This window comes from Lutibacter oceani, assembly GCF_003384935.1.
Lineage (GTDB): Bacteria > Bacteroidota > Bacteroidia > Flavobacteriales > Flavobacteriaceae > Lutibacter > Lutibacter oceani.
Genome location: NZ_QTTQ01000010.1, coordinates 604447 through 622080, shown reverse-complemented (window position 1 = coordinate 622080; position 17634 = coordinate 604447). Strand labels below are relative to the sequence as shown.

9 protein-coding genes are annotated in these 17634 nt (G+C 31.7%); all 9 read left to right on the top strand.

What is annotated here, in order from left to right; translation table 11 throughout:
• Positions 1 to 9 precede the first annotated feature (9 nt).
• The gene (locus BX611_RS08175) at positions 10 to 1797 is read left to right on the top strand and encodes a RagB/SusD family nutrient uptake outer membrane protein (protein ID WP_115880009.1); all 1788 of its coding nucleotides are present in this window, start codon (positions 10 to 12) and stop codon (positions 1795 to 1797) included.
• A gap of 42 nt (positions 1798 to 1839) precedes the next feature.
• Complete coding sequence (locus BX611_RS08170) at positions 1840 to 3387, top strand: DUF5123 domain-containing protein (protein ID WP_240324928.1); 1548 nt, start codon at positions 1840 to 1842, stop codon at positions 3385 to 3387.
• A gap of 306 nt (positions 3388 to 3693) precedes the next feature.
• Positions 3694 to 10368, top strand: a complete 6675-nt coding sequence (locus tag BX611_RS08165) for a pectinesterase family protein (RefSeq protein ID WP_147296409.1) — start codon at positions 3694 to 3696, stop codon at positions 10366 to 10368.
• 6 nt (positions 10369 to 10374) lie between these two features.
• Positions 10375 to 12228 carry a right-handed parallel beta-helix repeat-containing protein gene (locus BX611_RS08160; RefSeq protein ID WP_115880003.1) on the top strand — a complete coding sequence of 618 codons (1854 nt, stop codon included), beginning with the start codon at positions 10375 to 10377 and terminating at the stop codon, positions 12226 to 12228.
• Between the two features lie 45 nt (positions 12229 to 12273).
• On the top strand, positions 12274 to 13218 hold the full coding sequence (locus BX611_RS08155) for an alpha/beta hydrolase (protein ID WP_115880001.1): 945 nt from the start codon (positions 12274 to 12276) through the stop codon (positions 13216 to 13218).
• Between the two features lie 29 nt (positions 13219 to 13247).
• Complete coding sequence (locus BX611_RS08150) at positions 13248 to 14243, top strand: DUF4861 family protein (protein ID WP_115879999.1); 996 nt, start codon at positions 13248 to 13250, stop codon at positions 14241 to 14243.
• Positions 14244 to 14248: 5 nt separating this feature from the next.
• A complete protein-coding gene (locus BX611_RS08145) occupies positions 14249 to 14713 on the top strand; it encodes a cupin domain-containing protein (RefSeq protein WP_244923637.1) in 465 nt (154 codons plus the stop codon).
• Positions 14714 to 14726: 13 nt separating this feature from the next.
• Positions 14727 to 15974, top strand: coding sequence for a glycoside hydrolase family 88/105 protein (locus BX611_RS08140; RefSeq protein WP_115879997.1), 1248 nt, complete (start codon positions 14727 to 14729; stop codon positions 15972 to 15974).
• 24 nt (positions 15975 to 15998) lie between these two features.
• A complete protein-coding gene (locus tag BX611_RS08135) occupies positions 15999 to 17627 on the top strand; it encodes a glycoside hydrolase family 43 protein (RefSeq protein ID WP_115879995.1) in 1629 nt (542 codons plus the stop codon).
• Positions 17628 to 17634: the final 7 nt, after the last annotated feature.

Genomic DNA, 17634 nt, shown 5'->3' with positions numbered 1-17634 from the left:
TATTTAAAGATGAAAAATTTTATATTAATTTTTGCAATAATAATAGCTGGACTTTTTAGTTCGTGTCAGGAAATGAATGAAGATTTCTTAGATGCACCAGCGAAATCAACACTAGATGAATCTATCATTTTTTCGAATGCTGGATTAGCTAGAGGAGCAGTAGACGGAATATTAGAACCGATGGGACAAACAAATTCATATAGAGGACGATTTATTCCTTTTTATGGATTTAATACGGATACAGAATGGAATTATAGCTCAGATGATGCAGGTAGTTCTCAAGGTGAACTTATGATTTATGATGCTAAACCTAATAATTCACAAATGAATAGTACAAATAATGCTTGGGCTATGATGTATTCAGGTATAGAGCGTGCAAATATTTGTATTAGAGGATTACGTAGTTTTGGAAATCCACAGCCAGAAACTGAACTTGGGCAGTTATTAGGTGAGGCTTTAACATTGCGTGCAATTTATTATACTGATTTAATGAAAACTTGGGGAGATGTTCCTGCACGTTTTGAACCTATTAATTCGGAAACTATTTATTTAGAAAAATCAAGTCGTGATATAATTTATAAACAAATTATTCAAGATTTAGAAGAAGCATCTACATTAGTAGCATGGCCTAATGAAACTGCTGCTACAACATCAGTTGAAAGAATAAACAAAGCTTTTGTAAAAGGGTTAAGAGCTCGTTTAGCAATGGTTGCCAGTGGTTATATGCAATATCCTGATGGTATTAGAAGAAGTAATGACCCAGAACTTTCAGTTGAAAAAATGTACAAAATTGCACTTGATGAATGTCGTTCAATTATAAGTAGTGGAACTGCTCATTTAGAGCCTTCATTTGAAACATTCTGGAGAAATTATAATGAGGAAAATACAAATGCAGGTAGTGAATCTCTTTGGGAAATTCCTTTTGCTGCAGGTCGTGGACGTGTATTATTCTCTTTTGCAGTGAGACACAGAGGTGTTGACCAATATACTGGTCAGCCTAGAGGAGGTATCGCAGGTCCGTTACCTACTGTATTTTATGATTTTGATGAAGCTGATAGTCGTAGAGATGTGAGTTGTGTTCCTTATGGATGGGGTACCCCTGCTAATGGTGTTGCTCAACAAGAATTAGTTGGATTAGATACTTGGTATTTTGGAAAATATCGTTACGAATGGATGAATAGATATGTTACTTCAACAAATGATGATGGAGTAAATAAAATATTTATGCGTTATGCAGAAATTCTTTTTATTGCCGCTGAAGCTGCGAATGAATTAGAAGGTCCAGCTGCTGCTGCACCTTACTTAAAAGAAATTCGTATGAGAGCATTTAGCCCTGAATTTCAAGCTGAAAAAGTAGATGTTTATGTAAATGCATTATCTAGTAAGGAAGCAATGTTTAATGCACTGGTAAAAGAGCATAAATATGAATTCACAGGAGAAATGGAGCGTAAGCAATCACTTATTCGTTGGAATATGCTAAAAGCAAATTTAGATGAAGCAAAAGCTAAAATGATAGATTTACAAAATCGTACTGGAGATTATGCTGATGTACCAAGCACTTTATATTATAAATATGAAGATGACAACGAAACTTTAAATATTTATGGTTTAAATAGAGGTGAGAATCAAGACCCTGGAGTAGAATATTCTGCTTTTACGTGGAATCCTGTATTTGATGAGATGATAAATTCAATTTACAAAACGGGAGTTAACCCTGATGATAGACAGTTTTGGCCAATTTGGCAAGTGTTTATTGATGGAAGTAATGGTAAGTTAGTTAATGATTATGGATATTAAAAACTAACAACAATTTAAACGAAATAATACTTTATTATGATTATGAAAACAAAAAATATATTAAAAGGATTAGTTATCACCTTACTCCTTGCATTAACATTCACTAATTGTAGTGGATACGACGTTGATGTAATTGAGGAGTTAGCTGTGGATAGAGAATTTGCTCCAGTTGCACTAACAGCAAGAGTTAGAAATCAAACAACTGTAGAATTAAATTGGACAGTAAACGAAGAAATAAATAGTTATGTAGTTGAATTTAGTGCAGATGATCCAAATTTTGGTAATATAGTAAAAACTATAGAAGTTACGGGTGATCAATTACCAGTTCAGGTTGCAATGGAAGGAGAAACTCTTTATTCAATTAGAGTTCAAGCAATAAGTGCTAGAGGATTAGAAGACTCTACCTGGGCATTAATATCTGCTCAAACGCTAACGGAACAGCTTATGCTTGCCTCAGAGCCTGGTGATATTAAGGCATTGGAAGCTACTTTTAGATGGGTGCCTAATATTAGTGTTACACAAATTGTTATCAATCCTGGTAATATTATACATGCTATTACAGCTCAAGAAAAAATTGATGGAGTTGCTACAGTTACTGGATTAAATAGTGAAACTGATTATTCAGCTGTGTTATATAATAATACTAAAGTTAGAGGTTCTTCGTCTTTTTCAACAGGAATAGATGTTGGAGATAATACCTTGGTTTTAGTTACTGATGATTTATTTCAAATGATTGCTGATGCTGCTGATGGAGATATTTTACTATTAGAAGCCGGTGACTACACAGCACAAACTGGGACAGTTTCTTTAGATAAATCAATTACTATTCAAGGTTTAAGAAGTTATAACAAACCATTATTAAATATTAATTTTGAATTAAATGCTGGTGCAACGGATGTTAGTCTAATCGATTTAGATTTAGATGGAGCTTCTACTATGACGGATGTTGTTAAATTTAGTTCGGCAGGTAATTATAATTCAGTATTAATTAGTGGATGTAATGTTCACGATTTTACTAGAACGTTTGTTCAAGGTAGCGTTACAGATGCAATCTTACAAACGCTAACTGTTGAAAATTGTATAGTAACAAACATACTTACAGATGGAGGAGACTTTATTGATTTTAGAAATGGAGATGTATTAAATTTAAATGTTACTACAAGTACATTTAATAACTGTGCTCCTGGTCGTGATTTTATAAGAATGGATGCTGCTGGTACATCAAATGGTAGTAGTACTTCTAATATATTATTAGATAGAAATACTTTATATGCATGTTCTAACTCTAGTAGTAGAAGAATTTTTTATGTAAGATTTGATTCAAATGAGATAACTTCTACTAATAATTTAATTGCAGAAACTGCATCAGAAGGATATGCTGACAGATCTGGTATAGATGAAACTCCTATATTTGATAATAATAATTATTTTAATGCACCTGGATTTGTTAACTCCTCACAATATATCTTCGATGCTAACAACTATACAGAATTAGATCCTGGATTTGTTGATGCATCTGCGGGTGATTTTACAGTTACTAATCAAACATTATTAGATAATCAAGTAGGAGACCCACGTTGGAGACCTTAATAAGTAAAATTATATAAAATTGTTTATTTGTTAATATTAGTAAAGAGGTATATATATTTTTGTATACCTCTTTATTAATTATAAAAAAATACAATCACTCAATGAACACTAATTAAATATTTTTACTGTTTTATAAAAATTTTAGTTAAAAGGTTAATACTAGAATAATTACCAAACTACTTTTTGTTAAAAAGACTAAAAACTTTGTTAGTGTCATTTTTTTTTATAATTTTATGTAATCGATTACATTTATCCAAACATCGAAAATTAAAACCAAATTTTAATCAATAGTAAAACTGCCAAAACATGATGAAAAAATTACTCTTTTTAATTCTTTTCCTTTCATTAGGAGTATTGGAATCTTATTCGCAAAATCAAAATACCATAAATTATGATTTTACCGATGGAACCATTATTACAAATAAGCAAAGTACTGATGGTAAACTTACTTTAGCGGGTGATTATAGTTATCATTCAACTAACTATGGTCTTAATCTTAAAATCGATCAAGAAATTAATATTCAAGTTGATGGTAGTTGTACCTTAAGATTTATAGGTTCACAATATTCAAGTTTGAATATGGTAGCAACTGATATTAATTCGGGGCTTAGTTTAGGTGAGCACATTACAAAAGTTGTAAATGACAGGGTTGATACTTATGATTTTGTATATTCAGGGATTGCAACTACATTAAATTTTAAAACAGTTGAAGGAACTGGTGGTGATACTTATCTTCCTTCAATAGAAGTGATTCCTTCTCAGTTAGGTATAAATTTCACATCACCTGAAAAAAATATATCATATAGTTTTGATTTACGTGACGAAACAATTGTAGCATCTACAGATCCTGGAAATGCTATAATTGAAAAAGGACTTTTTAAGATAGAAGCAGGCTGTTGTAATGCTTATGGCTATCATGGTACTCAACATGGTATTACATATAAGGATGGGAACATTATTACACTTCAAGTTGCCGGTAACACCAAAATTAGACTCGCTGGAGATCAATATTCAGGAGGTACAATTAATGCATCTTCTACAACAGGACAATTGGATATTGCATCTCAAAGTCATGCAACTTCAACAACTTACCCACAAGGAGCTGATGGTGGACCTTGGGTAGATTTTGTTTATGTAGGAACTGCTGGAACAGTAGTTTTTGAAAATACTGGAGGAACAAGTTACCTTCCATTTATTGAAATTTCACCAATTCCTTTTGATGTTTCTCTTAGTTCTTATTTACAAAAATCAGGTACTATAACTATAAATGGAGAAACTATTTCTATTACGTCAGGAGCAACTTCATCAGATGTTGCAACTATTGAAATAAGTCAAGGAGTAGTTTTAAGTAATGCAAAAGATAATGGAAACATAGCACTAAATCTTGGAGGCAATGCCTTAACAACATTTACACCAGCTGTTTCAGGCGATATTGCTTCAGCTGTTGTTAATGGAGATACATTAGAAATTACATTTAATGATAGTAGTTCTGACCCAAAAACATTTATTTTAGACATATATGATAATAGTTATTTGCATAATATTGTTACTTATGATTTTAGAGATGGAAGTATTGTTGGAAATGGTCAAAGTTCAGATGGTCTTTTAACATTAAGTGGATCTTATAGTCTTCATGGAGGTACTTATGGATTAAATATGAAAGTTGATGCTGAAATAAATTTACAAGTAAACGGAAGTAGTGCAATTAGTTTCTTAGGATCTGCATACTCTTCATTAAGTATGCAAGGAACACAAACAATTGCAGATGATTTAGGTACACAGGCAACAAAAATGGATAATGATTTGGTTGATACATATAATTTTGTGTATTCTGAACCAAGAAAATCTGGTGCAGCCAATTTAAACTTTAAAGCTTTAGCACCAGGTAGTGATATATATTTACCAAAATTAGATGTAATCCCTGCTCAGTTAGGAGCTGCTTATCAAACAGCAGAAGAAAATGTGCCATATTATTTTGATTTTAGAGATGGAAGCATTATCCCAAATTCAACAACTGGTAATGTAGGAATTTCAAAAGGTTTAGTTGATATTGTTGTTGGGTCAAGTAATGCTTATGGATATAATGGTACTCAACACGGTTCTATACTAAAAACTGGAAACCAAATAATTCTTCAAGTTGCTGGAAATTCAATGGTTAAAATTGGAGGAAGTATTTATTCAAATGGTACTATTGCAGTATCAAGTGCTACAGGTTCTTTTGATTTACCTTCACAATCATCAACAACAGCAGGTAATTTTGGTAATGATGGTGACACCGTAGATTTTACGTATGTAGGAAGTGCAGGAACAGTAACTTTAGATTTTACAGGAACAAATTATGTACCTTATATAGAGATTTCACCAATTCCTTATGATGTTTCTTTAACATCTTGGGTTCAAAAAACAGGAACAGTTACAATAAATGGAACTGAAATCAATTTTACATCGGGAGTTGATGCAAGTAGTAATGCTACGGTTAGTGTTAGTGAAGGTACTGTTATAAGTGCAACAAATGAAGGTGCTTCAATACTTATTGATTTAGCTGGTGAAGACCTTAGTACATATTCACCAACAGTTTCAGGTGATATAGCTTCGGCTTCTATTTCAGAAGACATTTTGACTATTAGTTTTACAGATCAATCAACAGATCCAATATCATACCCTATAACTATTGGAGATAGTAGTAATTCTATAGCTGCTGAGCCAGGTGTTGTATATACTTATAATTTTGCAGACGGATCTGAAGTTCCACAAACATCTTATTCATCACTTAGATATGATACTTTTTTAACAAGTGATGGTATTGTTACTATAAATAGCAATAATACTGATGAAGCTGGAAAATTTGGATACCATGATGCTTCTCATGGTTTGGTGCTATTTCCAGGTAATTCATTCGATATTGCAGTAGCAGGAAATGCAACAATAAGTTTTATTGTGTGTACTTATGGAAGTGCTGTTGATGGTATTTTTGAATTTACTGATGAGAATTTAAATGTTGTAGGTACTTCTGCAGCTCAAAATATTGGACAAGGAGATGCATTTGCTTCAAGTTTTTCTTATACAGGTCCTGCAGGTATTATTACTGCAACGTTAAAAAGTGAAAACTTTCCAACTGCAGAAATTTATATGCACGGATTAACAATTGAAAATGCTGCAGCTATTGATCCTTCAAACGGATTAGCTGACGTTTGGGATTTTGGTGCACAACAATTTGATGAAAATGAATTTAATAACAAACTAACTGAAGATGAAATTAATGCTTGGTATGATGCTTCCATCAGTCCTGGTTCACCAGGGCAAGTTTTACCTTCATTTTCTGCAGGTGTCCTTAGCTGGGTTGGAGGATCTAATGATAGATTGAGAACTTTAAATACAAATCTTACAAGATACGATGAGAATACTTCAGGAGAAACCGATTTTACAGGAAGAATTTATGTGAATGCTTCGGGTGCTACAGGACGTTATATTAGTTTGGCATTAAGTGAAGATGATGAAGTTACGCTTTATGCATTAACACAGTCGGGTGGTGGAAAAGTTCATTTTGAATATGTTCCAGATCTAAATTATCAAGATGATATTGTAGATGTACCAGGGACATTAACAACGTTTAATTTTGTTGCAAAAAAATCAGGTACCTATCATATTTATGATGCAGTAGATAAACCTAGTTATTATAGAGTAATAAGAAAAGATGCATCATATTTAAATTTAACGGGTAATTTAGATATTACTGAAGCTACTGATATTCCTGATGGATATACTATTCAATTTATGAATGAAGCTGGTAAAACTTGGGAAGTTTCTCCATCTAGTGGAACTTATCAAATAAATTTACCAATTGGATATAGCTATGAACTTAGTTTATTAAATGCAAACGGATACGTAATTTCAAATGGAACTACCTTAGAAATAGATTCTTCAACAACAACATATGATATTTCTATTCAAAAAGTTGAACTATACACATTAACAGGTTCAATTGTAGGATTAGGTTCTAATATAAATAACTTAAATTTAATTTATACACCAGATGAATCTGTAAATACTGTTTTTAGTCCGCTTCCTGTAATTGATGCTGAAGCTGGAACTTATACAGTTCAATTAGAACCAAATTTAGAGTACACAATTTCGGCTGAAGGAATAAACGATTTTTATATTGCAGAAAATACAATTACAATTTCAAATAGTGATACTTCATCAGATATTATATTTGACAGTAAGCCAGTTTATGATATAACAATTAATACACCAGGATTAGACACGGAACAGCAAAGTAAACTGTCAATAACATTTGCTAATTTAAATGAAACGGGTTATACCTATACATTTAGTGATATTACTTCGGTAGCATTAAGAGATGGTGTTTATAAAATTACTGTTGAAGGATTAGATGAATATCCGATTGAATTAGCACTTACATCTAATTTAGAAGTTGCAGGTGCTTCATTAGCAAAAACGTTAACATTTAATGCAGTTACAAATTGGCCTTTTAATGATAGTGTAATTACAAATGAGACTCAATATTATAAAGGTCTTGCATTTTCAGGTGCTATTAAAAATGAAATTGCTAAAGGGCATCTTTCTTGTGGAACAGATGCTGAAATTATAGTACCTCTTAATCCAGGGGAAAAGATGATTGTAACTTATTATTACGCGGCAAATTTCTCTATTAATGGAGGTGAAGCAATAACAAGTAATAGTGGAAGCACCTCTCAATTGGAAACAGTTGAATATGTATACGGTGGAAGTGAAGCTGGTACAGCTACAATTACTATTGGAGCAACAACTTATATTACAAATATTGCAGTTGCAACTGTAGTTGACTATGCAGCGGAATTAAAAGTAGGAGTTGACAAGGATTTTCAAACAATTAACGGAGCACTTTATGCAATTGCACAAATGGATAGGCCAAATAATGAACGTGTAACTGTTTTAATTGATCCTGGAAATTATGAAGAGATGGTAGTGATTAATAGTGAAAATGTTACTTTAAAAAACGCTGCAGCAATACCAAGTATTGAGTTGAAAAATAGTGGAGTTGATATTGATGATAGTGCTGTGCGTATTACATCTTATTACGGATATGGTTATAACTACTTTAGTCAAGGAATGGATAATAAATGGAATGCCAAAACTTTAGAAGTAAATAAAGCGAATGGGTACCAGCCATATACCAACGTTTCTGGAACAACCAATGCTTCTTATTGGAATGCAACACTTGTTGTAAGTAGTAATGGTTTTATTGCAGAAGATCTTATTATTGAAAACTCTTTCAATCAATATATTTCTAAAAAAGAATCAGAAGATGTTGTTTTACTTGGAAATGGAAATAAAGGAGTAAGACCAACTAATTTTGGTAATACGGATGTTCAGCAAAGAACATTTGTTGAACGCGCTGCAGCAATAGGTGTAGCCAATGGAACTGATAAAGTTATTTTAAACAAATGTAGAATTGTTGGTAGACAAGATTCTTTCTATGGTGGTTCAAACTCTAGATTAGTAGCTTTTAAAGGAGCTATGATGGGAGCCGTTGATTACATATTTGGAGGTATGACGGCTGTTTTTTATAAATCGGATTTTGTTTTAAACACCAGCGATACAAGTGGTGATGCTGCTTATATTACTGCCGCTCAACAAGGTAGTGGAAGAGGATTTTTAATGTATGAATGTAATATAATTTCAACCCTACCAGGAGTTAATACAGCTTCAAATCAGGGAGCTAAGCCAGGATTTTATGGAAGACCTTGGCAAGCAACAACTAGTGAAGTGGTGTTTTATAATACAAATATAGCTACATCAACTTATGGTGGATATGAAGGAAAATCTTTAATTGATCCAGAAGGTTGGAAAAATACATTAGGTGGCGAATCCGAACTAATGTATGAATATGGAACCAATGAAGCTTCTGGTGAAAATAATTTAGCTAGCCGTGCTTCTTGGTCAACAGTGTTAACTGCACCAATACTTACCGACGGTACAGAGATTACTACTTTTAATTTTACTAAAGGTAATGATGATTGGGATCCATTACCAGGTTTAATTGCTTCAGACGATTCAGATAGTGACGGAATATTAGATTCAAATGATAACTGTATTTATGGATATAATCCTGATCAGGCAGATATGGATAATGATGGTATTGGAGATATATGCGACGATAGTGATGGAGATGGTTTGGTTGATAGTGAAGATAGTTGTCCGAATTCACCAGAAGGCGTTACAATAGATGTTTTTGGTTGTGAAGTATTTGACCTTCCTGCTGATAATTTCAGTATAACACTTACTGCTGTTAGCTGTAATGGTGTAAATGATGGAAGTATTAGTATAAGTGCAAAAAGTACAGATTACACTTATATTGTTTCAGTATCTGGTTCTGGAACTGGTACCGCAACTCTTTCTTCATCAAATGGATTCTCAGATATTATTGAAAATTTATCAGCTGGAAATTATAAAGTTTGTATTTCAATTGAAGGACGAGATAATTTTGAACAGTGTTTTAATGTGGTAATTGAAGGGTTAACTCCTCTTGATGCATATTCTTCAATAAACAGAACAACTAATATTGTTTCGTATTCATTATCTGGAGCAACAAGTTATAATATTGAGCATAATGGCAAGTTAATTACGTCTAGTAAATCGCAAGTAGATTTAGTTCTAAATAAAGGGTTAAATACAGTGAAAATTTCAACAGATTCAGAATGTCAAGGTAAATTTTCAGAAGAAATATTTGTTTCAGAAGAAATTGTAGTATATCCAAATCCAACAAAAGGGTTTGTACAAGTTTATGTAAAAGGTCAAGATACATCTGTTAATGTTTCTTTATCAGATTTAAGTGGAAATCAACATATTTCAACAGAGAAGGAAGTTCCTGGAAATAGAATAATAAATCTTGATTTAACTAACTATCCTAAAGGTATTTATTTCCTTGTATTAAATTCTAAAACAGTTCGTGAATCAATTAAACTTATAAAAGAATAGTTAATTATGAAAACAACAAAATATATATATTTTATAAAAGCACTTTTGGTTTTTATTGTGAGCGTTCAAATTATTGCTTGTTCAAGTGACGATGATGTTATTGAACCGCAAATTGTTACTGAACCTGGAAAGTCGGTATTGGTATTACCAATAAATAATACAGAATGTGAAGTAGGTGAAATTATAGCAAATAAAGCAACTGTAATTTTTGAATGGAATGCGTCAGAAGCTACAGAAAGTTATGACCTAGAAATCACTAATTTAGTAACTAGGGAAGTTACTCGAAGACCTAATCTTGTAAGTACATCAAAAGAGGTAAAACTTGAAAGAGGGTTTCCGTATTCTTGGATAGTTACATCTAAAAATTCTGGAGAACTTGTTACTGTTTCAGATATTTCTAAATTTTATTTAGCAGGTGAAGCAGGTTCTAATAACGTGCCTTTTCCGGCTTCACTTTTAAGTCCACTTTCTGGAATTACAATTGCACCTGTTGATGGTAAAGTAATGCTTGAATGGGAAAGTTCAAATATAGATACAGATGGCGAAGCGCTAACATTTGATGTTTTTATAGATACAGTTGACGGCAACCAAGCAACTCCAGAAGAATGGAAAGGTATTACCGATACTAATTTTGAAATTTCTGTTGAGCCTAATACTATTTATTATTGGCATATTGAAACGAGTGATGGTATTAATTCTTCAATTAGTGCAACTTATACATTTAAAACGGGTGATAATATAGCTTCCGTTCAAGGTACTATTGTAAGTACTTCACAAGAAATTTTAACAGCAATAGCAAATGCAGTTCCTGGTGAAAAAATTTACATTCATGGCGGTGACTATGTGTTTGATTCAACCATAGAAATTGGTAATAATGGAAGCGATGCAAATGTAATTTCGTTATTAGCCCACCCGGGAGATGCTACAAGACCAAAATTCGATTTTTCTTCAATGTCTGAAAATTCTTCAAACAGAGGAATTCAACTAAACGGTAATTATTGGTATATTCAAGGGATTGACGTTTATGGGGCTGGAGATAACGGTATGTTTATACAAGGAAGCAATAATTTGATTGAATTTTGTACATTCAGTGAAAATTCAGATACGGGACTTCAAATTGGTAATGGAGCATCAAAAAATACTATTTTAAATTGTGATTCATTTTATAATGCTGATTCAAGTTTAGAAAATGCTGATGGATTTGCTTGTAAATTAGACGCAGGTACTGATAATAAATTTATTGGTTGCAGAGCCTGGAAAAATTTAGATGATGGATGGGATGGCTATTTAAGAGGTAATGATAATATCACTACAACTTATGAAAACTGTTGGGCAATAGAAAATGGTTTCTTAAAAGATGGCAGCGTAAGTGGAGGAGATGGAAATGGGTTTAAAACTGGTGGTAGTGATAATAAAGATCTTAAACACAATGCTATTTTTACAAACTGCATAGCCGTAGGAAATGGATTTGATGGTTTTGATCATAACAGCAATAGAGGAAATGTTACTATTTATAATTGTGCTGCTTTTGATAATGGAAAAAATTACTCATTTAGCAACACTAATCCGCTTGAAAAATTGACTATTAAAAATAGCAATGTTTTAGGTGACTTTGGAAGTATAAATGCAACAACACTTGATGTTACAAACAACAGTTGGCAAGATGGCATTTCAGTAACTACAGATGATTTTAAAAGTATAGATTATAGTCAATTATTAAACGCTAGAAAAGCAGATGGTAGTTTGCCAGATGTTACTTTCTTTAATTTAAATGCTGGAAGTGATTTAATAGATAAAGGGATAGATGTAGGTTTATCTTTTAATGGAAGTGCACCAGATTTAGGAGCTTTTGAATTTTAATAATTTAACACAATAAGTTATTCAAGATTTGTTTAAATTTAAATAATGAAAATAAAAAAGGGTTTTTTTATAGTTTTTATGTTGGTTTCAAGTATTCTTTTTTCTCAAGAAATAATACCTATTGATACAAGTTACACGGTACAAAATTCTTTTGAAAAATATAAAAAGAATTTTCCTGAAATAAAAATTGTAAAACCCCAATTATTTGAAAATGTAATTGAAAAAAAAGAGATTGTTTACAAAGAAATAGGAACGCGTAGATTACATTTAGATGTATTTTACAACAAAAGTGAACAATTAAAACCGGCGGTTATATTGGTTCATGGTGGCGGATGGAAATCTGGTAATAAATCTCATATGGAGCCATTGGCTCAAAAAATAGCTTCTAATGGATATGCTTGTTTTACGGTAGAATACAGGTTGTCATTAGAAGCTATTTATCCCGAAGGAATTTTTGATATAAAAAGGGCTATACAGTTTATAAAGGCAAATGCTGCTGAATTTAAGATTGATGCTGAAAAGGTTGCAATTTTAGGTTGTTCTTCAGGCGGACAAATGGCTGCTTTAATTGGTACAACAAACAACAATCTAACTTTTGAAGATTTAGAAAATGTTTATAACCAGTCTTCTTCTGTACAAGTAATTATTGATTTAGATGGTGTTATCGCATTTATTCACCCAAAGTCTTCCGAAGGTGCAATGGCAGGTGAATGGTTAGGTGGAAATTCTGAAGAAAAGTTAGAAACTTGGTTGCAAGCTTCAGCATTAACACATACAAATAAAAATACACCACCAATTTTATTCATAAATAGTCAATATGAACGTTTTCATGCAGGAAGAGATGATATGATAAAAATATTAGATGGATATGGTATTTACAGTCAAGTTGAAACTATTCCTGAAAGCCCACATACTTTTTGGTTATTTCATCCTTGGTTTAATAAAACAGCTGAATACATCATCAATTTTTTAGAGAAAACTTTAAAATAAAAATAGAAACATTTTATAAATTTTAATAAATGAAAACATTAAAAATTATTGTAGTATTACTATTAATTAGTACTGTAGCCTGTAAAAATCAAAATAAAAAAACAACTGTTGAGCCAGAAGTTATTAAAGAACAAGAAGTTATAAAAACATATGCTGAAATCTCCATAAAAGAAGGAGGCCATTGGGAAGGAAGAGAATATATTGATGGTACTTTTAAAAATGTTTCTGAACTAAAAGTTCCTGCTGAACACACAGATCATTCTTGGTTTATTAGATATGAAGGACCAGGGTGGGAAAGTAGTAAAGTAGGATACAGAATGTATTTAGATTGGAGAAATGCTATTGATATTTTTGGAAAAGTAACAGATACCATGGTGCTTTCTAAAGTTGGTTTAGATGGTTTTGATTCTTATCATGAAATGCAATCCTGGGGGCAAGATATATTAAAAGCTGGTAAAGGTTTAGGAATTGGTTCCATTGGAAGGTTTTATAATAATGAAGTTTTACATTTTATTAAAGTAGATTCAACAATTGCTAAAGTTGAAAATACTATTGATAAATCATCTGTTATAACTGATTATTATGGATGGAAAACAGCAAATGATGTTATCGATTTACACCAGGTTTTATCAATTAAACCAGATAAAAGATACACACAACATACCATAAAACCTTCAAAAGAAATTGAAGGAATTTGTACCGGTATTGTAAAACACGGTGTAAACTATTTTACTAAAGAAAGTGAAAATAAAAAATGGGGATATATTGCAACATATGGCATACAAACGTTGGCATTAGAACCTGATAACTTAGGTATGGCAATATTTTATGAAGTTGAAACGGTTAAAGAAGTTACAGAATGGGAACATGACCATTTATTAATATTTAAACCAACTACAAGTGAAATTTCATTCTACTTTTTAGGTGCCTGGGAACAAGAGAAAAATGGAATAAAAACTGAAGCAGAATTTTTAACATATTTGGATGATAAATTGAAAGAATTAAATACTAATAACAATTTATAAATACGATGTTTTCGAATTCAAATAAAAGAAATGTTGTTTTTTACATACTTATTTGTTTAGGTTTATTAATGAATTTAAGCATAAATGCTCAAGTTAAAAATGATGATAATAGCAATTCAAATAAAACCTATACCATAGAAAATTGTGTTAATAAATTTTCAACAGATAAAACTGTAAATACCAGAGTTGGATATCAATATTGGTTTGCGGATAAAGATTTTTTAGATGGTAGAACTCTAAAAATGAGTGTTGTTGCTCCACATAAATCTACACATGCACCACATAAACATATTGAAGATGAATTCTTTTTTGTTTTGGAAGGAACTGCTAAATTTTATTTGGATGGAAAAAGTACTATTGTTGAAGCTTATACTAGTTTATATTGTCCTTCAAATATGATGCACGGTATTAGCAATGCAGGGGATACAGAATTAAAATATTTAGTTATAAAAAAATATCAAAAAAAATAAAAAGTTATTATTTATGAATAATTATAAAAAAGCACTTCACATTTTATTAGGACTATTTTTTGTTTTAATGGCTTTTACAAGCTGTAAAGAAGTGAAAAAAGAAAACATTAACAATCTGTTAGTTAAAGGGATGGTTGTTTCGGATACCTTAAAATGGTCTGAAAGAATGATACTTTCAGAAATTGAACGTTTTCCAAAAGCATCATTATTAGATTTTAGAGAAAAACCTAGATGGAGTTATACCAATGGGCTGGTTTTAAGTGCTGCTGCACGAGTTTTTGAACAAACTAAAAATCAGAAAATTTATGATTACATCTATACTTATGCTGATGAGATGATTGATAGTACTGGAACTATAAAAACCTACAAATTATCAAACCAAAATCTGGATATGATTAAATCAGGAGATGTATTGTTGTATTTGTATCCAAAAACAAAAGAAGAACGTTTCTTAAAAGCCATGGAAACTTTAAATAGTCAAATGGAAACACAGCCAAAAACATCAGATGGTGGCTATTGGCATAAAAAAGTATACCCGTACCAAATGTGGTTAGATGGATTGTATATGGCAGAACCATTTCACACCAAATATGCCTTAGATTTTGTTGAAGATAAAGATAAAGCTCAAAAAATATTTGAGGATGTTGTGCTACAATTTGATTTAATTCAAAAACATAGTCGTGATGAAAAATCCGGACTTCTTTACCATGGTTGGGACGAAAGCAAAGAACAAAGATGGGCAAATAAAGAAACAGGAAATTCTCAACATTTTTGGTCAAGAGGAATGGGCTGGTACGGAATGGCAATGGTAGATGTTTTAGATTTTTTACCTGAAAATCATCCCGGAAGAGAAAGAATTATTAGTTATTTAAATCAATTTGCTGAGGCAATTACTAAAGTACAACATGAATCAGGTTTGTGGTATCAGGTATTGGATCAGGGAGATAGAGAAGGGAATTATTTAGAAGCTACAGGTACGTCTATGTTTACATATGCACTGGCAAAAGGTGTTAGAAAAGGCTATTTAGATAAAAAATATTTAGAAGTTGCAAAAAATGGATATCAAGGACTTTTAGATAATTTAATTTCTGTTGAAGAAAATGGTGTTGTAAACCTTAATAAATGTTGTGGTGTTGCTGGTTTAGGAGGTAATCCTTACAGAGATGGATCTTTTGATTATTATATAAACGAAATTATAAGATCTAATGATCCAAAAGGAACAGGTCCTTTTATCATGGCTAGTTTAGAGTTAAATAAATAAACACAAATAACAAAGTAATATTAAATGAAATTTCATTCATTCTTAATTACAATACTTTTTAGTACATCTTTAATGTTTGCGCAAAACAAACCTTATTTTTCAAAGGTATGGGTTGCAGACAATGGAGATGGTACATATAAAAATCCAATTTTATATGCAGATTATTCCGACCCTGATGTTGTGAGAATTGAAGACGATTATTATATGACAGCTTCAAGCTTTAATGCAACTCCAGGATTACCAATATTACATTCAAAAGATATGGTAAACTGGAAATTAATTAACCACGCATTAAAGCAACAAGTACCTATTGAAACGTTTAAAACTCCTCAACATGGTAACGGTGTTTGGGCACCAAGTATTAGATATCATAACAATGAAATTTATATATATTGGGGTGATCCAGACTTTGGTATTTATATGGTGAAAACTAAAGATCCTTATGGAAATTGGGATAGTCCTATTTTGGTTATGGAAGGAAAAGGACTTATAGATCCTTCTCCGCTTTGGGATGCTAATGGTGATGCATATTTAGTACATGCCTATGCAGGAAGTAGAGCAGGTGTTAAAAGTTTATTAACGGTTAATAAAATGAACTCTGAAGGAACTAAAGTAATAGATAGCGGAATTCATGTGTTTGATGGTCACGGAAATAACGATACGGTTGAAGGTGCAAAATTTTATAAACGAAATGGATATTACTATATTTTTGCTCCTGCAGGTGGTGTTGCAACTGGTTGGCAACTTGTTTTAAGGTCAAAAAAAATATATGGACCTTATGAAGAAAAAGTTGTTTTAGAGCAAGGAAGTACAACTATAAATGGACCACATCAAGGTGCTTGGGTTGATACTCCAAATGGCGAATCTTGGTTTTATCACTTTCAAGATATTGAAGCATACGGACGTATAGTACATTTACAACCTATGGTTTGGAAAAATGATTGGCCAGTAATGGGACAAGATTTTGACGGAAATGGTATTGGAGAACCTGTTTTTTCTCATAAAAAACCTTATGTAGGAAAAACCTATCCAATTGTAACACCAACCGAAACAGATAATTTTGAAGGTTTTAATATTGGATTACAGTGGCAGTGGAATGCAAATCCTAATGTTTTGTGGCATGCTAAATTACCAGGAAATAATTACTTGAGATTATTTTCTATTAAGTCTGTTGAAGACTCAGAAAATCTTTGGATGGTTCCTAATTTATTACTTCAAAAATTTCCGGCTCCTAATTTTACAGCTTTAACTAAAATTTCAATATTTTCTGAAGAAGCTAAAAGTGGTAAAACAGCGGGACTAATAATTATGGGTATGGATTATGCTACTTTAAGTATTTCTCATGATGAAAATGGCTATTTTATTAAGCAAACCGAAGCTATTAATGCTATTAATGGTGCTGAAGAAATAGTAAATAAAACAAAAAGGTTAAAATCAAATACAGCCTATTTTAAGGTAGAGGTTTCTGCTCCAGATGCTATATGTCAATTTAGCTATTCAGAAACCGGTAAAAATTTTCAAAAAATTGGAAAACCTTTTAAAGCACAACCAGGTAAATGGATTGGAGCAAAAGTTGGCTTGTTTAGTGTAAGTACCCAAGAAGCAAAACGCGGAGGATATGCTGATGTAGATTATTTTAAGATAATTAAATAAATAAAAA